This window comes from Kordiimonas sp. SCSIO 12603 (assembly GCF_024398035.1).
GTDB lineage: Bacteria > Pseudomonadota > Alphaproteobacteria > Sphingomonadales > Kordiimonadaceae > Kordiimonas.
In genome coordinates this window covers 1,631,196-1,648,882 of sequence record NZ_CP073748.1, presented here as the reverse complement: position 1 = coordinate 1,648,882, position 17,687 = coordinate 1,631,196, and the positions used below count along the sequence as shown (strand labels likewise).

At 46.3% G+C, this 17,687-nt stretch carries 17 protein-coding genes; 11 read left to right on the top strand and 6 right to left on the bottom strand.

The window, feature by feature from the left end; all coding sequences use genetic code 11:
• The first annotated feature begins 49 nt into the window (after positions 1-49).
• The 3 genes from carB (at position 50) to KFE96_RS07500 (ending at position 4,827) form a co-directional block, all read left to right on the top strand.
• Positions 50-3,298 (top strand): carbamoyl-phosphate synthase large subunit, encoded by a 3,249-nt coding sequence (gene carB / locus KFE96_RS07510; protein WP_255835367.1) that lies wholly within the window; start codon positions 50-52, stop codon positions 3,296-3,298.
• 162 nt (positions 3,299-3,460) lie between these two features.
• Entirely contained in the window at positions 3,461-3,934 is a 474-nt protein-coding gene (gene greA, locus KFE96_RS07505; protein ID WP_255835366.1) for a transcription elongation factor GreA, read from the top strand.
• A gap of 140 nt (positions 3,935-4,074) precedes the next feature.
• Positions 4,075-4,827, top strand: a complete 753-nt coding sequence (locus KFE96_RS07500) for an ABC transporter substrate-binding protein (RefSeq protein ID WP_255835365.1) — start codon at positions 4,075-4,077, stop codon at positions 4,825-4,827.
• 10 nt (positions 4,828-4,837) lie between these two features.
• Here the strand turns inward: KFE96_RS07500 and KFE96_RS07495 are convergent, their stop codons facing one another.
• On the bottom strand, positions 4,838-5,611 hold the full coding sequence (locus KFE96_RS07495; RefSeq protein WP_255835364.1) for a crotonase/enoyl-CoA hydratase family protein: 774 nt from the start codon (positions 5,609-5,611) through the stop codon (positions 4,838-4,840).
• Between the two features lie 124 nt (positions 5,612-5,735).
• Complete coding sequence (locus KFE96_RS07490; protein WP_255835363.1) at positions 5,736-6,215, bottom strand: Lrp/AsnC family transcriptional regulator; 480 nt, start codon at positions 6,213-6,215, stop codon at positions 5,736-5,738.
• A gap of 246 nt (positions 6,216-6,461) precedes the next feature.
• Between KFE96_RS07490 and KFE96_RS07485 the strand changes: the two genes are divergently transcribed.
• The 3 genes from KFE96_RS07485 to KFE96_RS07475 all read left to right on the top strand — a co-directional run bounded on the left by KFE96_RS07485 (position 6,462) and on the right by KFE96_RS07475 (position 10,244).
• Positions 6,462-8,159: a hypothetical protein gene (locus tag KFE96_RS07485; protein ID WP_255835362.1), complete on the top strand. Its 1,698-nt coding sequence runs from the start codon at positions 6,462-6,464 to the stop codon at positions 8,157-8,159.
• A gap of 145 nt (positions 8,160-8,304) precedes the next feature.
• Positions 8,305-9,237: an EF-hand domain-containing protein gene (locus KFE96_RS07480; protein ID WP_255835361.1), complete on the top strand. Its 933-nt coding sequence runs from the start codon at positions 8,305-8,307 to the stop codon at positions 9,235-9,237.
• 95 nt (positions 9,238-9,332) lie between these two features.
• A complete protein-coding gene (locus KFE96_RS07475) occupies positions 9,333-10,244 on the top strand; it encodes a TraB/GumN family protein (RefSeq protein ID WP_255835360.1) in 912 nt (303 codons plus the stop codon).
• A gap of 80 nt (positions 10,245-10,324) precedes the next feature.
• Here the strand turns inward: KFE96_RS07475 and KFE96_RS07470 are convergent, their stop codons facing one another.
• The 4 genes from KFE96_RS07470 to KFE96_RS07455 form a co-directional block, all read right to left on the bottom strand.
• Positions 10,325-10,843, bottom strand: a complete 519-nt coding sequence (locus KFE96_RS07470; protein ID WP_255835359.1) for a hypothetical protein — start codon at positions 10,841-10,843, stop codon at positions 10,325-10,327.
• A gap of 158 nt (positions 10,844-11,001) precedes the next feature.
• Positions 11,002-12,120 carry a helix-turn-helix domain-containing protein gene (locus KFE96_RS07465; protein ID WP_255835358.1) on the bottom strand — a complete coding sequence of 373 codons (1,119 nt, stop codon included), beginning with the start codon at positions 12,118-12,120 and terminating at the stop codon, positions 11,002-11,004.
• A 201-nt stretch (positions 12,121-12,321) separates the two neighbouring features.
• Entirely contained in the window at positions 12,322-13,137 is an 816-nt protein-coding gene (locus KFE96_RS07460) for a sterol desaturase family protein (RefSeq protein ID WP_255835357.1), read from the bottom strand.
• 120 nt (positions 13,138-13,257) lie between these two features.
• Complete coding sequence (locus tag KFE96_RS07455; RefSeq protein ID WP_255835356.1) at positions 13,258-14,319, bottom strand: AraC family transcriptional regulator; 1,062 nt, start codon at positions 14,317-14,319, stop codon at positions 13,258-13,260.
• A gap of 294 nt (positions 14,320-14,613) precedes the next feature.
• Between KFE96_RS07455 and KFE96_RS07450 the strand changes: the two genes are divergently transcribed.
• The 5 genes from KFE96_RS07450 to KFE96_RS07430 all read left to right on the top strand — a co-directional run bounded on the left by KFE96_RS07450 (position 14,614) and on the right by KFE96_RS07430 (position 17,685).
• Positions 14,614-15,219 carry a peroxiredoxin gene (locus KFE96_RS07450; protein WP_247014766.1) on the top strand — a complete coding sequence of 202 codons (606 nt, stop codon included), beginning with the start codon at positions 14,614-14,616 and terminating at the stop codon, positions 15,217-15,219.
• A gap of 165 nt (positions 15,220-15,384) precedes the next feature.
• Positions 15,385-15,615, top strand: coding sequence for a helix-turn-helix transcriptional regulator (locus tag KFE96_RS07445; RefSeq protein ID WP_255835355.1), 231 nt, complete (start codon positions 15,385-15,387; stop codon positions 15,613-15,615).
• A 10-nt stretch (positions 15,616-15,625) separates the two neighbouring features.
• On the top strand, positions 15,626-16,111 hold the full coding sequence (locus KFE96_RS07440) for a hypothetical protein (RefSeq protein ID WP_255835354.1): 486 nt from the start codon (positions 15,626-15,628) through the stop codon (positions 16,109-16,111).
• A 36-nt stretch (positions 16,112-16,147) separates the two neighbouring features.
• Complete coding sequence (locus KFE96_RS07435) at positions 16,148-16,630, top strand: hypothetical protein (protein ID WP_255835353.1); 483 nt, start codon at positions 16,148-16,150, stop codon at positions 16,628-16,630.
• On the top strand, positions 16,627-17,685 hold the full coding sequence (locus KFE96_RS07430; protein WP_255835352.1) for a hypothetical protein: 1,059 nt from the start codon (positions 16,627-16,629) through the stop codon (positions 17,683-17,685). Before KFE96_RS07435 ends, KFE96_RS07430 begins: the two co-directional genes overlap by 4 nt.
• The last annotated feature ends 2 nt before the right edge of the window (positions 17,686-17,687 follow it).

The following is a 17,687-nucleotide window of genomic DNA, read 5'->3' as shown; positions in this document are numbered from 1 at the left end:
CAGCACAAAAAACAGATGTAACAGACGCCAGAAAAACGGATAACACAACATGCCAAAAAGAACCGATATTGAAAGCATCCTGATTATTGGCGCCGGTCCTATTGTGATCGGTCAGGCTTGCGAATTTGATTATTCCGGAACACAGGCTTGTAAAGCCCTCCGAGAAGAAGGTTACCGCGTTATTCTGGTGAACAGTAACCCTGCCACCATCATGACAGACCCTGAGCTGGCGGACGCCACATATGTGGAGCCAATCACGCCTGAGGTTGTTGAGAAAATCATCGCCAAGGAAAAGCCGGATGCCATCCTGCCAACTATGGGCGGGCAAACAGGCCTGAACACAGCACTGGCGCTTTCCGAACAGGGCATTCTTAAGAAATACGGCGTTCAACTGATCGGTGCGGATGAAGATGCAATCGACAAGGCTGAAAACCGTAAGCGCTTTAATGCTGCGATGGAAAAGATCGGTCTGGAAGTGTGCCGCGGCCGTACAGCAAACACCCTTGAAGAAGCACTTGAAACCCTAGAATGGACAGGCCTCCCAGCTATTATCCGCCCAAGCTTTACCATGGGCGGCACAGGTGGCGGTGTTGCCTATAATAAAGAAGAATTCATTGAGATCGTTACCAAAGGCCTGGATGCTTCCCCAACCACAGAAGTGCTTGTTGAAGAAAGCATCCTCGGCTGGAAAGAATACGAGATGGAAGTGGTGCGCGATAAAGCGGATAACTGCATCATCGTATGTTCCATCGAAAACGTAGACCCAATGGGCATTCACACAGGCGACAGTATTACTGTAGCCCCTGCTCTCACGCTTACGGATAAAGAATATCAGATCATGCGGAATGCTTCGATCGCGGTTCTTCGTGAAATCGGCGTGGAAACAGGCGGTTCGAACGTACAGTTCGCCGTGAACCCAAAGAATGGTCGCTTAATTGTTATTGAGATGAACCCGCGCGTAAGCCGTTCTTCTGCTCTGGCATCCAAGGCGACAGGTTTCCCGATTGCAAAAATCGCTGCCAAGCTCGCAGTTGGTTATACACTTGATGAACTTCTGAATGATATCACGGGCGTTACACCAGCTTCGTTCGAACCAACAATCGATTATGTTGTAACCAAAATCCCGCGTTTCACTTTCGAGAAGTTTGAAGGCACAAGCCCAACCCTATCAACTGCAATGAAATCTGTTGGTGAAGCAATGGCCGTGGGCCGTAGCTTCGCAGAAAGCCTTCAAAAGGCTATGCGCTCTATGGAAACGGGCCTCGACGGTTTGGACGAAATCACGTTCGAAGATTATGATCCAGCATCTGGTGATTTCCAGCCAATTCTGAACGATCTGGCTGTGCCGAAATATAACCGTATTCTCCGCATTGTGCAGGCGATCCGTGAAGGTGTATCCCTTGAAGATATCCACCGTGTTTCGCACTTTGATCCGTGGTTCCTTCAGCAGTTTGAACGTGTTGTAAACGCTGAGAAATCCGTTTCCGAGAACGGCATTCCAGCTGACGAGCGTTCACTACGCAAACTTAAAATGCTTGGTTTCTCTGATGTACGCCTTGCCCAGCTTGCAGGTGTTACACCAGCTGCCGTTATGGATGCACGCCACGAGAAAGGTGTACGCCCAAGCTTTAAGCGCATTGATACATGCGCCGCTGAGTTTGATGCGAAAACACCTTATATGTATTCAAGCTACGAAACATTTGCGGCAGGCCAGCCTGCCGAATGTGAAGCAAACCCATCAAACCGTGAAAAAGTAGTTATCCTTGGTGGCGGCCCTAACCGTATTGGCCAAGGTATTGAGTTTGATTACTGCTGCTGTCATGCATGTTTCTCGCTCTCTGACGCAGGCTATGAAACCATCATGATCAACTGTAACCCTGAAACGGTTTCAACAGATTATGACACATCTGACCGCTTGTATTTCGAACCGCTAACCGCAGAAGATGTAATTGAGATCATCCGCCGCGAGCAGGAAAATGGCACAGTTAAAGGTGTGATTGTACAGTTCGGTGGTCAGACACCTCTGAAACTATCTCACGCCCTTGAAGCAGCAGGCATCCCAATCCTGGGCACAAGCCCGGATGCGATTGACCTTGCGGAAGACCGTGAACGTTTCCAAGAACTTGTTGAGAAACTTGGCCTTAAGCAGCCAAACAACGGCCTTGCCCGTAGCCACGAAGAAGCCGTTCAGGTTGCAGAGCGTGTTGGTTATCCGGTTCTTATCCGCCCAAGTTATGTGCTTGGTGGCCGTGCGATGGAAATCGTACATGACCGTGAAGGCCTTGACCGCTATATCGCAGAAGCTGTGCAAGTTTCAGGTGACAGCCCAGTACTAATCGATAGCTTCCTTAAAGATGCCATCGAGGTAGATGTTGATACGCTATCTGACGGTGAAAACATTCATGTTGCAGGTATCATGGAGCACATCGAAGAAGCTGGCATTCATTCAGGCGACAGCGCTTGTTCCCTACCGCCATACAGCTTGCCGGTTGGCCTTGTGAACGAAGTGAAGCGCCAATCTCGCGCACTCGCCCGCGCTCTTAACGTGGTTGGCCTGATGAATGTTCAGTTTGCGGTGAAAGACGATGAAGTTTACCTGATTGAGGTGAACCCACGTGCAAGCCGTACGGTGCCATTTGTTGCAAAAGCTGTAGGCAGCCCAATCGCAGCCCTCGCTGCTCGTGCAATGGCAGGTGAAAAACTGACAGACTTTGATCTGGTTGACCCAATCACCGAGCATGTTGCGGTGAAAGAAGTGGTGATCCCTTGGGCACGCTTCCCGGGTGTTGATGTACTGCTTGGCCCAGAGATGAAATCTACTGGCGAGGTGATGGGGATCGATAAAACCTTCTCAATGGCTTTCTATAAATCCCAGCTTGCTGCTGGTGTGAAGCTACCTGAAGAAGGTAAAGTCTTCATCTCAGTGAAAGATAGTGACAAATATGCGCTTGTACCAATGGTACGTAACCTTCTCGATATGGGTTACGGCGTTATCGCCACATCAGGTACAGCTGATTATCTTGCCGCCAACAATCTTGAAGTAGAACGCGTTTACAAAGTGAATGAAGGCGCACGCCCACATGTTCTAGACATCATGAAAGACGGCAACGTACAGCTGATGTTCAACACAACTGAAGGCAAGCAAGCTATTCAGGATAGTTATGAACTACGGAACACAGCACTTACGATGAAGCTTCCATACTTCACAACCATTGCTGCTTCCCGCGCTGCGGTTAAGTCGTTGAAAGCACTAAAAGCTGGTGCACTGGATGTGAAGAAGATTCAGGATTACGACTAAGGAATCAGTAGAGAATCGGCTTAGGCTTGATTTTTTGCAATTTCTTTACTACATAATGACAGAACAGCGCGCCGGCTCTTTTGAGTCGGCGCTCGTATTTTGTAAAGGCTGGAGCATCATATGCTCCGCCGGATGTGAAAATAGAAAAGTCGGACGGGACACATGAACGATAAAGTGCCCATGCTTGCAGAAGGCCATGCTAGGCTGGAAGCAGAACTAAAAAATTTAAAATCTGTTGAGCGCCCAAATGTTGTTGCTGCAATCGAAGAAGCACGCGCACACGGCGACCTTTCAGAGAACGCTGAATATCACGCCGCGAAAGAACAGCAAGGACACATCGAAGGTCGCATTATGGAGCTTGAAGGCAAGCTTTCACGCGCCGATGTGATTGATCCTAAAGCTCTTGCGGGTGACCGTATTGTTTTTGGCGCAACAGTAACGCTTATTGATGAAGACGATGCAACGGTTATTTACCAGATTGTTGGCGAGGAAGAAGGCGACGTTAAAGCTGGTCGCATTTCTTACCAGTCCCCAATCGCTCGTGCTCTAATCGGTCGTCGCCTTGGCGATGAAGTAGAAGTGAAAACACCGGGCGGTGATCGCTACTACGATGTTGAAAAGATCGATTTTGTATAGATAACTCGATATCTGAAGATATAAAAAGCCTGCTTATTTTGAGTAGGCTTTTTTGTTAACACATTCCGAAATCTCAGTTTTATTTACCAAGCCACTTTCCTGAGTTATATAATAAGTTGAGAGAGGCACAGAAACATCACATGCACAGAGCTACTCTTTACATCATTCTGTTCTGGTCAATACTGCATGTAATGGCTTCCCCGAATACTGCGGAAGAGCCTCAAAAAAAGCCGTTATCCATTATTACTATTGATCTTTCCTCCAGTCTGGAACGTGCAAATACGCCCTTTGGCGCGCAAGGCCTTATCGCTGAACGCATTGAAAGAGGTGCCAGCTTCTGTGGCCTAAATGCTAATGTTATTTTTGCCCCATCTTGGAACCGGGCTTATACCATGGCGGTTGATGGCCGAGTGGATGCCATCGTACCTGCCCACAAAACGGCTGAACGTGAAGAAATATTCGATTTTGCAAAATTCCCGTTACGGGAAACTCAAATGAATATCTTCACTGACGAACATATGCACTCTACGCAAATCAGTAGCCTCAAAGACTTAGACGGTAAGCGTGTTGGAATTTTACTTGGTGCAATGCTTGAAGCTAGATTTGATGCCTATGTCAGATCAGGTGGCCCGGTAAAATCGGAGCAAAACAGCTATGCTTCGCTTGTGGAAAACCTATCGCGGCACAAACTGGATTACATCGCGGGCTCAACACCTGTTATTGAGCAGGAAATTAAAAATCAGGGGCTGTCGAAAATAAAAGCCGTTACCCCTCGCCTAGGTGTAGAGAATGTTTACCTCGCCCTATCCAAAAATCGAAAAAATTATAGAGATCTAACGAATACCAAGATCAATTGCTTGATGAACTATAATTTCCTTGGCAAAGCCAAATAAACTTACCTATTTAAAACTTTCCATGCCGCCCTTCGCCTGATGCAAACCGCTTGGCGCCCGCCACAGTTTCTCCTGCATCAATAACTGAAAGTCCTCGTTTAAACTCATTTTGCATTGCTTCTTCTTCGGTAAGTGACCACTGTTCTAATACCGAAAGCCTATCATTTCTCATGCAAGCCTGTGGAAACGCCGCAATTTGTTGAGCAAGCTTAATAGCCGCTTCCAGAGATTTTCCTGGCTCAGCCACCCGGTTAACAAGGCCAATATGCTCGGCTTCATCAGCACCAACAGGCCTTCCTGTCAAGATCAAATCCATAGCTCGAGATTGCCCGATAAGGCGCGGTAAACGAATGGTCCCCATATCAATCAAAGGCACACCAAAGCGCCGACAGAAAATCCCCATTACAGCATCAGACGCCATCACCCGGAGATCACACCATAACGCGAGCTCCATGCCGCCCGCTACAGCATGTCCTTCAATCGCAGCTATAACTGGCTTCGACAATTGAAGCCTCGAAGCTCCCATCGGTCCCAGATCCCCTTCTATTTGAAGTGGGTTTTTACTTCCTTCCGAAAGCGCTTTAAGATCAGCCCCAGCACAGAAATAACCACCCTCACCGGTTAGGACTGCAACAGAAAGCTTTTCATCCCCATCAAAAGTTTTGAATGCCTGATAGAGAGCTTCCGAGGTTTCACCATCAACAGCGTTCCGGCGCTCCGCCCTGTTTATACGAACGATCAGAATATCATCTTGAATTTCTGTACTTACTGGTGTCTCTGCCACTTAAACTTCCCCATAGCGTTACACTCTATCAGGTAAGGCAGGGCACCCGGTGGTCAAGAACTCTGTGGAGTATAAAAAAGGCCCGGTAAAAATACCGAGCCTTATAAATCTTATTTTTAAGCTTTTAGCTTACTTCAGGAAGCGGAACACCCGGCGCATGCTTTGATGTACGAATGGTAAGAGATGTTTTCACACTCGCCACATTTGGTGCAGGCGTAAGTTCGCTTGTCAGGAATTCCTGGAATGCAGCGAGATCAGCAGCAACGATTTTCAGAATAAAATCAATTTCACCGTTAAGCATGTAGCATTCACGAACCATTGGCCAGTTTTTCACATGCTGCTCAAACGCCTGTAGATCGCTTTCCGCCTGGCTATGCAGCCCAACCATTGCAAATACAGTTAAGCCAAATTGCAGCTTATCCTGATCAAGGTTTGCGTGATAGCCGTGGATATAGCCTTCCTCTTCAAGCGCGCGAACGCGACGCAAGCAAGGCGGCGCTGTAATTCCTACACGCTCAGCCAGTTCAACATTCGTAATTCGGCCTTCTGATTGCAGGCACGATAGAATTTTACGGTCAACAGCATCTAGTTTGACACGCCCCATTAGGGAAACTCCTTAAAAACTGAATAATTGCCGGGTATCTTACATAAGCAATTCTGGGAAATAAAGTTCCAAATGCGGATAATTTTATTTCTAAGTGTAATCATTACTAGCATCCGCCGCTGAAATAAGTACAATGAAACTATTGGGTGATTCGGGAGTTATGTTGCCCAAGGAATATGGTTCGGGAAGCGCAAGTCTTTCCGAATTTTGTGTGAATCGGGTGTTTAATTGGGTGGGGAGTGACCTGTGGCCAGCGCTTCTGCGTTTGACATGAATGCATTAGACAGCAGGATTCGCGAGCTTGTGGCATATGCCCGGGAGCGCGATGGTGAAGATCGCTCCATTCTTTTCCGTAACTTGATTGATTTGTTCCTTACAGGCAAAGCTCCAAAAATTACCCCAACACGCTCCCAGCTTCTTGATGTTATTGAAGCGCTAATCCCGCATGTAGATTCTGATAATCGCCGTACAGCTGCTGATTTGATCGCTGGCATGTCAAATCCGCCGTTTGATCTGGCAATTCGCCTGTGCCGCGACCGTGCCAGTCTTGTCTCTAATCTTCTTAAATCGCTCCCGATGGATGAAGAAGAAGTGATTGAGCTTATCAGCCACACAGGCCGGGAACATCACCAGATTATCGCTACTCGGAACGATTTATCCGCTAATGTTTGGATTGCGCTGGCTCGTGCAGCACCCGCGGCTCCGCCTTTTGACAATCAATCCACACTGGCTCTTTGGAGTGATGATTTAGGTATTACGCGCACGGCGGCACAGCCTTCAGGGACAGTAACACCATTTCCTGAGCATAAGACCCGGCAATCCAGCCTCCGTATTTTGAAAACCGATGAAGATTTGATTGCTGAGCGCTCACGCGAAATGCAGCAGGAAACTGAATTCCCTGATCAGGATGATATGCACAGTGTTCCTGCAAGCGAGCCAGAAACAGAAATGTTTGCTGATGAGCAGCCGCCGATGATAGCCGATCAGCAATCACCCGCCGAAACGCAGACATCTACAGTTAAAGCCGCTAAAGACCCGAGCCCGGGTGGTTGGTCTTGGATCAGTGATCGAGACGGCTTTGTTGTTAGCATCTCTCCCTTCGCGACAGCCATTTTCGGTGAAGGATACGCAAGCGGTGACACCAGTATTCTTGATCTTCTGGGCTTAAACGAAAAACTCGGCCATCCGGTAGCGCGCGCTTTCCAGCGCCGGAGCGCTATTCATGATGCCCCCGTAACTATTCAATTCCTTGAAGATGCGCATCAAAACTGGACAATGGAAGCCACACCAGTATTCAGCCAGTGTGGCGGTATCTTCGAAGGATATGAAGGCAGCCTTGCCCCTGTTTTGCCCGCTCAAGGCGACGATACAGTTTTCCCAAGCGAAACAGATGCAAGCGCCCTATTCCTTGATGAAGTTGTTAATAACAGTGATCTTTTCCCGAAAGATCATATAGCCGCTCCGCCACAGCGTGAGCGTAAACGTACACCAGCAACCTTTACGGAAGAGCCGTCTGTACTTGCTGATTATGATGATGCTCCGATTAACCCAAGCGAGATGAAGCGTCCAAGCGCGGAAACTCTGGCTAGGGCGACAATTAATACAGCCACTCAGACACCGGTGACGGAACCTTCCAAGTCTAAAAGCCCTATTGATTCAGCTGCAGCGGCAATTGAAAGCCTGCTTGCAGATGAGGTTGCGCCTGCCTTCACACAAGCGAAAGAACCGCAGGATAAGTCACTTCCGGATTCTGTGGAATGGGATCCACCCATTGATAAAGCAAGCGCCGATAAAGAAACCTTGCTTTCCACTGTTCATATGTTGGAAGAAAGCCTTAAACGTCTAAGCGATATCTGTTCAAAAGATGATAATCCACAGGCAAAGCTTCAGTGTGAAATAGCAAGTGCCTGCATGCGCACTCTTCGTGATCAGCTTAATAAATAAAATAGCTACATCTTCTTGGAACAACCTGTCCGGACACGCTTAAGCCTTTCTGGGGACATGTTTTTTCTCAAGCTATACACAGAAATGATTGTATAGTGCTCTCTCATTGATCACCCCTGTTATCCACAGGAAATGAGAAGTCCGTATGACTAAAAACAGCAATCAAACACCCAAGAAGACCGAGTTTCTGGAAGTTCGTCTTCCTCATGAAAACAAACAGGCCTTTATGAAAGCCTGCAAAGAAAACGGTGAAACAGCCAGTGGTGTTTTGAGAGAAGCAATCACGCTGTATTTAGAAAACGGGCAGCTCACTCCTGAAGAAAAACCAAACAGGAGATTGATAATGTTAGTAACAGGATTTATCGCTGGCGCCATTACAGTTGGGGGAATATTCGGCCTTACCAACATAGTAGAGCAGGAACAAAGCCCTCTTATTGAACCATTTTTCGCTATTCTTGATGCCAACAGTAACGGGCAAATATCTTTAAATGAATATTTGGCTACGGTTCAGCCAACGGTGCGCTCTCAGAAATACAAACATATCGTTGGCGGGTATCTGTTTCAATTCCCGGAATTTGATAAGTTAATTGATGAAAGAATGATCTCGGAAGATGAGCGTAAAGGCCCAGGCTGTAATATTCTGGAGCTGGCAACAGCACAGCAAACGGTGCTGTTCAACACGCTGGATACCGATCAGAACAACATGTTATCCAAAGAAGAATTTGGAAAATCTCCCACCATTCCTAGCGCAGTAGATCTCAACACTGAATTCAGCTATCTCGATAAAAATGCAGACAGAATAATATCAACGTCGGAGTTTAAAGTAGCACTGCAAGAGATAAGAAAAGATGATTTCTTTCATTCGCAAACTCTTCTTTACTCTTTCAATTATGCGGCTACCTGCTGGCATCCCGATGCTACAGAAGAGGCAAGCGTTCATTTAGCCAAAACAAATGGCCTTATGGAATGGACAGAAAACGACAATGAAATCAAACAGCTATTTATGGTGGCAGATAAAAATAACGATAAATCAATCACCTATCAGGAATATCTGAATTATTTCATACCAAGCGAATAATTTCTGTAAGCTTTTTTATTGTCCTGAGACTGTAAAGGTAACCGCGTAGAAAAAATACATAAGCAGCGCGTTAATAAAGATTGAGGAATTACACTATGGCACTTCGGCTAACACTAAAAAAAGCAGCGGCAGCAGCCCTTGCACCGGCCCTTTTCGCGACAGCGGCCTTCTTTGCAAACCCAGTACAGGCCGAGGATGGTCCAGCACTGTGGAAACTCTCTGATGAAGATAGTAATATCTATCTGTTTGGCACAGTGCATCTTCTCAAGCCCGATACAGTTTGGCGCTCAGATAAAATAACAACAGCCTTCAAAGGTTCAGAAACTGTCTATTTCGAAGCAGCTGTTGAAGAGACACCTCAGTCGGAAATGATAGCTATCATACAACCATATGCGCTTAACCCAGCTGGCGTAACATTCAGTAACCGCTTTAGCCCGGAAGATTTCAGTAAAATTAAGGAGCTCTCTGGTGGATTAGGAATTCCAGAAGCAGCGCTCAAGCAATTTGATTCACTGCGCCCTTGGTTTATTGGGCTTAACCTCACAGTACAGAACTATGTACAAAATGGTTTCGATCCAGAATCAGGTGTCGACAAACTACTATTTAATGAAGCTAAAGCGGCATCTAAAGATGTAAAATATCTAGAATCTGTTGAAACCCAGATCAAAATATTCGGCACCTTAAGTTCTGAAAACGAAAACGCCTATTTTATTGAAATGCTGGAACAGCTTGGCGAAAGCTCAACGCTTCTCAACAACCTTGTAACCAATTGGGCTTCTGGAAAACCAGAAGAAGTAGGCGCGCTTATGAATGAGGCGATGCAAGCAACACCTGATTTGGCGAAAGTTGCTCTTTATGACCGTAATGAAAACTGGGCAGAGCAAATCGATGAACTGATGAAAGGTTCAGGCGATATCTTTATTGCTGTAGGCGCAGGCCACCTTGCAGGGAAGAACTCAGTACAAGAGCTTCTAGAAGCAAAAGGCTATAAAGTAGTTCGTCAATAACACTGGCAAACTTCAGATACTAAAAAAGGCGGGGCAAATGCTCCGCCTTTTTTATTCGGTATTAAGCTTCTGGGGAAAGCTTATTCAGCGCCGTTTAGGCCAGCTTGTGCTGTTTGTGTTGCGCTTGGACGTGTCCATGTAACGTTCTTACATTTTGAACCGCGGCATGTGCCAACTTTCAGCGTATCTTCAACGAAGCGAAGCTTGCCTTTTTTACCTTTTTTACCGTTCAGGCTTACTTTGCCTTGTGTCCAGCGATCACCACTTTTGTTACCGTCTACACGGAAACCAGTTAGAACGCGATCACCTACAGCAACATTCGCGCCGTTTGCTGTCCAAACAACATCACCACAAAGACGTGCGTGAGAATTTGTGCAAGGGCCAACTTTCACAATCGCGTCGCCAGCTTTGTTCAGCCAGAAGCCTTCAACTGCGTAAGCATCAAGCGCTGTTGCAGATGCTGTGCCCGCCATTAGCGTGCCAGCAGCAATAAGGGACTGCGCAGCCTTGCGGCTGAAAAACGTGTTAAGGCCAGAACGAAAAGCAGCCGAAATACCGCGCAGTGGTAGGAACTCTTGGGAAGGTGCATATGAAGACATAACGTCTCTCCTCGTGTCTCGTAATACTCTCGAACAGATTTTATTCATGAGTTAGATAAAGCGTTGCGGCTTATCTAGGGGCAGAATGCACAGGTGTGAAGCGTTTTATCTTATCAATTCTGAAAATAGGCAGCTTTTAAAGAAATCAGCGACTGTTTTTAACAATCGGCAAGCGCTTTTTTGCGGAATTCGCTAGGGGTCATTCCCGCGCGTTCCTTGAAGGCCCGGTTGAAAGGCCCAAGGGAGCCGTACCCTAAATCCATCGCCACCGTTAGCACTGGTACGTGCCGATCTTTTATCACGGCCAAGCGGTCTTTCGCAGCTTCAATACGGTGATAATTCAGGTAATCCGCAAAGTTACGAAAATCCAGATGCTCGTTAATCAATCGGCGCAGACGGTGCTCAGGCATACTAGCCATATCCGCCAGCCTGCTGATGGTAAGCCCTGCTTCAAGAAGCACACCTTCGGTCACAAGTGCATCCAGCGTTTCAAGATCATGGCGGTCAGCAGAAAGTGGGCGCCTTGGCTTCTCAGGCACCGGGCTGGTCTCTGGTTCACCAAATAGCCAGTTACCGTCAATACCGCCTACATGCCACATCATATATATAACCACTGCCATGATAGAAGCCGATTGCCCCAGCAGCAAAATAGCGCCCGTGCTGTGGCCAAAGCCCAACAACCATTTCTCAGTGATGACAATACCAAAGGAAATAAACGCAGATGCCATCACGAAGGTTTCGCGGAATTTGCGGCGCGCTTCTACCAGATCATCATCTTTCCCTTTCCATGCGCTATAGAGCATATGGAACGACATAGCCACTTTCATCAAAAGCGCTGCCCAACTGATAATGGTTGAAAGCCAATGCACTCCACGAAGTTCTGCATGAAGCTTGGTCGGGGAGATAAGCGGTGGCTGATCAAGGAAAGTCCAGTAAAGGGCATACTGAATAACGCAAAGAGCTGCGAAAACGCCTACCACAATATAGTGGAACCGTTTCAGTTTGAAATCATCCTCAAACATGGAAAGGCTGAAAAGCCAAAGCGCCGTTGGTCCAAACAGACAAACAGCTAGTATTGGCAACATCCAGAAGCCAATGGTTTCACCAAGCCCCGGTATGGAAGATGCCAAATAAGAAGATGTGGTAATACAGCAAAAGGCAGAAAGCTTGGCTGATATACGGTTACGGGCATCGCGCAGCACCAAGGCTGCTGTCATCAAACAGCATGCAATCGCCCCAAACCGGAGAAAGTTATCTAACAGCTCAAGCACTGTCACGCTTAGGGCCCCTTTATTCCCTTACCACACAGCATTTCACCATATGGGCTATATGATGAATTCTTTAAAGGTTAAATATATAAATAGTTGAAATTCATTAATTTAATGGCTTAACAAATGTGAACAACAAACAGAATAGCACAAAAAGCCGCATCTATCAGCAGCCCTTCATGCTATCGCTATTCTGATTTCAAATACTGGTTATTCGGCAGGCAAATGAACAGGTTCAGCTGTTCCTTGTGGGTTTGCGCGTGTTGCACCCGGGGTTTTCGTTACACGAGCGATATAATCCGGGTGCTCCGTTCCGCAGATGCGGTCCCACCAAGTGAAATAAAGCCCAAAATTATAGTTCCCGTTCGCATGGTGCATATCATGGTGGGTTACCAAGTTTAACCATCCAAGGATAGGATGTGTAGCCCAAGAACGCGGGAACAGTTCATAGCCTGAATGCCCCATAGCGTTTCTGATAATCATATGAATGAGAAATATCCCGATCACCCCATGATGAAGCGGCACAAATAAAAGGAACAGCGGCACAAATAGTGCGTGGGATGCGGCTTCAAATATATCAAACCGGTATGCTGTCCAGGGTGTTGGGTTCATGGATTTATGGTGTTCGCCGTGGATATATTTCATCACACCGCGCATATGCATGGCCCTGTGTGTCCAGTAAAAATAGGCATCATGTGCCACAATCATAAAGAGGATGGAGAAGATATAATAAGCGGTGCCGTATTCTTCCATATCCAGGTAATAACGCATCACACCGCTTTCAATGCCCCAAAAGGTAAGGAAACCAACAAAGCCGTATATCAGCACCGTGCGCATTGATGTGAGGAATTCGATCACCATCTGGCGTGTCCGCGGTGTTTTCTTTCTAATCTTAAGCGGGGCAAACTGTTTATTAAACAGCACCCACACAATCAGATAAACACCACCAGCGGCTAAAAAGTAACGAGTAAAATCGAATGTAAACCCGCGCCACAAACGCTCAAGAACCCAGATTAATGTATCCATCTTTATTATTTCCTCATAACCGAACTGTCGAACTCGGGACTATGGAAACTATGAAGGATTACGGGCTTTCTGGCTGTCTGGTTTTGAAAACAAACACTGATTTTTCAAAATCGGCGAGTTTTATTCAGTTTCAGCAAGCGCTTGTTTTCTATATTCCGTGGGCGTTTGCCCCGTACGCTCCTTGAACGCACGGTTGAAAGGCCCCAATGAGCCGTAGCCAAGATCCATCGCAATCACCAGCACCTGCGTGTGTCTTGCTTCCGCATCCGCAAGCCGTTTCTTGGCGGCGTCAATCCGGTAGTGATTGAGGAAATCTGCAAAATTGCGGTAGCCCATATGCTGATTAATCAACCGGCGCAGGCGGTGCTCTGGCAATTTGGCATCTTGCGCCAGCTTGGCAATGGTAAGGCCCGCTTCCAGATACCCCTCTTCTTCCACAACAAGCTTGTTGATGGTCTTCAGATCGAGTTTATCGCTGGCATTGGCCGTTTTCTCTGCCGCCTTCTTTTCGCTCACTGTAACAGTTTTTGCATCCAACAAACCTTTCCGTGGGGCCACAGCGAACCATGCAATGGTGCTCGCGAGCGCCGCAAATGAAGCTGATTGCCACAAGTGCAGTGCCGCCGTTGGCACATCCGGCCTGTAAATTACCTCAATAAAGAAAATCACAGCAGAAACACCTGTTACCAGCACAATATAAACGGAACGGAATTTCCTGCGGTTCTCTAGCAGATCCTCTGCCCAGCCTTGCCATGCGATATAAATTGCATGAACCAAAAGCCCTACCCGGGATAGCCCATGGATAACAAGAAGCGGCCCTAACACGCCCCAAACATCATTCCGGAACTCATATTCAAGAATTCTTGAAAGAAGCAGATACCCGACAGATACCAGAACATGATAGCGGTTTAGTTTGAAATGATCCTGAAACAAGGAAAGGCTGAACAGCCACACCACAATCGGCCCCATATAACAAAAGGGCTCAATAACCAGCATAAGATAGCCGATATCAGCTTTATCCACCGCGCTAGAACAAATGAGATAGGCAGCCCCCGATATAGCAGATGCAAAACCAAGCAAACCCGTTTGTGTGCGGCCATAGTTCCTGACCACAATGGCCCCCAGAAAAAAGAAAAGCCCAATAGCCCAGAAACGGAACAGATTGTCGTAGAACTCAAGCACCCACAGCCTCGCATTTTATATTGTTGATGAAACTATAAATCTGCTTTTCTGAAACTCCCAAGAGAAAACTTGACAAGCGAAAGTTTAAAGCGCAGGGTTAATTTATCACGCCGTTGATTTTACTGAATATTAATCGAAAAATACGATTACAGTAATCGCTTTAAAGCGCATTGATTTTACCCCCAAAAAGCATAAAGTATGCGCGAGCGAGCGGAGCCATATTGCTGTCATAGCGCTGTGGTAATTGCTCGATATTCAGTTTGTACATTTACTTCAATTCTATAGGAGGCCCACATGGCTGTTCTTGCAGGTAAACCAGCTCCAGATTTCACCGCCGCTGCTGTTATGGCAGACGGTAGCATCAACGAATCTTTCAACCTAAAAGAATACATCGGCGACGATTACGGCCTCGTATTCTTCTACCCGCTTGATTTCACATTCGTATGTCCTTCTGAAATTCTTGCGTTCCACAACCGCATGAACAAGTTCAAAGAGCTTGGTGTGAAGGTTGTTGCTGTTTCTGTTGATAGCGAGCACACACACGCTGCATGGCGCAACACACCAACTTCTGAAGGTGGCCTGGGCCCAGTTGATTTCCCAATGGTTGCTGACAAAACAAAGCAAATCGCACGTGATTTCGACGTTCTTATCGAAGAAGAAGGCATCAGCCTTCGTGGTACATTCCTTATCGGTAAAGACGGCATGGTTTGGCACCAGTATGTTAACTTCCTACCACTAGGCCGTAACGTTGACGAGTTCGTACGTCTTGTTGAAGCACTTCAGTTCCACGAAGAGCACGGCGAAGTTTGCCCAGCTGGCTGGAACAAAGGCGACGAAGGCATGAAAGCTGACGCTGCTGGCGTTGCTGAATACCTCGGTAAAAACGCTGAGAAGCTCTAAGCTTCCTTACCAGATTTATCTGAACAGAAAGGCCTCGGGAAACCGGGGCCTTTTTTATTGCCCACGGCCCATAAACGCGTGTGCATCACAACCTATAGGGATTGACTCTTTTCCAAAATGTTATACATATACAACAAATAGTCACGAATCAGATATTAATTGATCATGGTACACAATAGAATAAAACTATTCAGAACAGCGAAAGGCCTATCCCGCCAACAAGTGGCGGATGCAGTGGGTGTGAACTTTCAAACCATCGGGTATCTGGAACGTGGGGACTATAATGCGTCGCTGGAACTGGCGCTGAAGTTAAGCGAATTTTTCGAAGCACCGATCGAGCAGCTTTTTTCGCTCGAACCTTTTCCTTCGCTTACCGATCAACTGAACATGCAGTAGGGGGTTTATCATGTGGATGACAATATACGGCTCGAAAACAGGCACCTGGAATCAAACTGTAGCAAAACTCTCTATGCTTACCATTTGCGCGGGCCTACCTATTCTTGCAGTAAGCTTTTTGATCGTATCAAATGATAGCCTCGCAAAATTCAGCTTATTTGCTCTGATGCTACCAATAATGTTCTTGTGGCTTTTCTTCCCACAGCCCCTTGAACGCATACTGCATGCAAGTGAAAACCGGGATGAACGCGAAATAGCGCTATCCAACAAGGCAAATGCTTTTGCCTACAAGGTCTTTGGGTACTTTATGTTCATTGTGACCGGCTATTTTATGCTCGCAAATCTACCTGAAGTCTTCGACACACAAGTCTATCTGCCTAAAAACATCACCGAAACTATCGGCATAGGCATAACAGTTTCCTACATGCACATGGGCTTGCCGCGCCTTTATTTAGCCTTCGCTGTAAAGCCCCCAAGCCTAGATGATGAAGATTAGTAATCGCAGAATTTCTTACCAGAGGACCCTTCGGATATGACAGATCAACAATCACACGACTGGAATGTTCTTGTTGCGAAATTCTTCACCGTCGCACGCACGTTCTTCATGCCTATTGGAGCATGGCTGATGCTCGGCAACGAAATTATATGGCTAGCATATATAGGTTTTGTTTTCTGGCTACTCTACGGCCTTTCTGCCTTTTATATTCCTCGCCCAATTAAGATAGTAACGAGCGATTACGCTTCAAAAGATGAAAGAGAAACACAGCTTTCACTCAAGGCACATAGTTTCGCCAGCCATTTTACGATCGTCATATATGGAATGGGGTTACTCTATATTTGTGCCTCAAAGTTCTTGGCCTTCCCTCTCCCGCTGCCAACGGAATTTATGGGTTATCTCTTCACCCTTATTGGCTTTGCCCAAATTCATTCAGGGCTACCGCTCTTGTATGCTGCATGGACATTAAAACCGCTGGGCACCGATAAACACCTGAAAACAACGAGCGCAACATCATGAAAACTCAAGCAATTCAAAACCCGATGTTCCGAAGCAAATACGGGCCAATACCTTCACATTTTGTATGGTGGAAAAGAGGTGCAATCTTAGTATTTGTCGCACTCCCGATAAGTTCTTTTATACTCGGTGTATTACTTTCTAGACCAGACATGGAAATCAATCCTTATTCTTTTTGGATGATCCTGTTTTACAGTTTATTTGCTTTAGCCATCATACTACCATTTATTGCGCCAAAAGAAGTTCGCTTAATCGGCAGCGATACCTTGTTGCAATCTGAAAGCCGAAAAAAACAAAAGCTTTTTGTAAATAACTTCTTCGCGAACAGGGAAGCAGAGTTAGTACTAGATGAGCGGGAGCAACTACTGAGGCTCAAAGCGTATGCTTTTGCCTATAAGATGGCGATTATGCTAGCAATCGTAGGTTTCGGTTCTATCGCTACAAAACTGGATGGTTCCATTAACTCGATCTCTATCGCCAAAAGCTTGCTTATCTATCTTGCTCTTATAAACCTCTGTCCATCAGCCTATTTGGTTTGGAACCATAAACCACTTCGCATGTTTGATGATGAAGACACAGAGAATGAAATTGAATACTCCACAATTCAATCTCAGGAAGTACAAGATCATCTGAAAACAATAAAGAAACGTACGAGCATCAAAATTGCCGCGTTGTTCATAGCATTACCTTCATACCTCTTATTTGCGCAGGTTAATTTTCTGGTTCTTATGTTTATATTATCCGGCATTGCGGCGGTTTATTCAGCCTATCGGCTTCAATTTGCTGTACCCGCATTATTTCAGATGCTTCAATTACCTGCTGCTCAGGAAGCTCTATTCCGAGAGAGCTTTAAAAAGGCCAGAATAATAGGGTTAACTATCCTAGCTTTAACCGGTGCCTTACTTGCGTATCTGAAATTAGATATAGAACAGCTAACCCTCGGGAACGGGGATTATGGCGCTATACTTATAGCACTGGTCATACTGTACGGATTATACACAGCCATCACTGATTATTTCGTAGCCTTCCGGATTGAAGCCTTTTTAAAGAAAGATTAACA

Bases quoted from the DNA above. Each gene is read 5' to 3' on its own strand.
- greA (WP_255835366.1), top strand. From the start codon at position 3,461: ATGAACGATAAAGTGCCCATGCTTGCAGAAGGCCATGCTAGGCTGGAA.
- KFE96_RS07460 (WP_255835357.1), bottom strand. From the start codon at position 13,137: ATGGATACATTAATCTGGGTTCTTGAGCGTTTGTGGCGCGGGTTTACA.
- KFE96_RS07435 (WP_255835353.1), top strand. From the start codon at position 16,148: ATGACAGATCAACAATCACACGACTGGAATGTTCTTGTTGCGAAATTC.
- KFE96_RS07445 (WP_255835355.1), top strand. From the start codon at position 15,385: ATGGTACACAATAGAATAAAACTATTCAGAACAGCGAAAGGCCTATCC.
- KFE96_RS07440 (WP_255835354.1), top strand. From the start codon at position 15,626: ATGTGGATGACAATATACGGCTCGAAAACAGGCACCTGGAATCAAACT.
- KFE96_RS07470 (WP_255835359.1), bottom strand. From the start codon at position 10,843: ATGTCTTCATATGCACCTTCCCAAGAGTTCCTACCACTGCGCGGTATT.
- carB (WP_255835367.1), top strand. From the start codon at position 50: ATGCCAAAAAGAACCGATATTGAAAGCATCCTGATTATTGGCGCCGGT.
- KFE96_RS07500 (WP_255835365.1), top strand. From the start codon at position 4,075: ATGCACAGAGCTACTCTTTACATCATTCTGTTCTGGTCAATACTGCAT.
- KFE96_RS07430 (WP_255835352.1), top strand. From the start codon at position 16,627: ATGAAAACTCAAGCAATTCAAAACCCGATGTTCCGAAGCAAATACGGG.
- KFE96_RS07490 (WP_255835363.1), bottom strand. From the start codon at position 6,215: ATGGGGCGTGTCAAACTAGATGCTGTTGACCGTAAAATTCTATCGTGC.
- KFE96_RS07475 (WP_255835360.1), top strand. From the start codon at position 9,333: ATGGCACTTCGGCTAACACTAAAAAAAGCAGCGGCAGCAGCCCTTGCA.
- KFE96_RS07450 (WP_247014766.1), top strand. From the start codon at position 14,614: ATGGCTGTTCTTGCAGGTAAACCAGCTCCAGATTTCACCGCCGCTGCT.
- KFE96_RS07480 (WP_255835361.1), top strand. From the start codon at position 8,305: ATGACTAAAAACAGCAATCAAACACCCAAGAAGACCGAGTTTCTGGAA.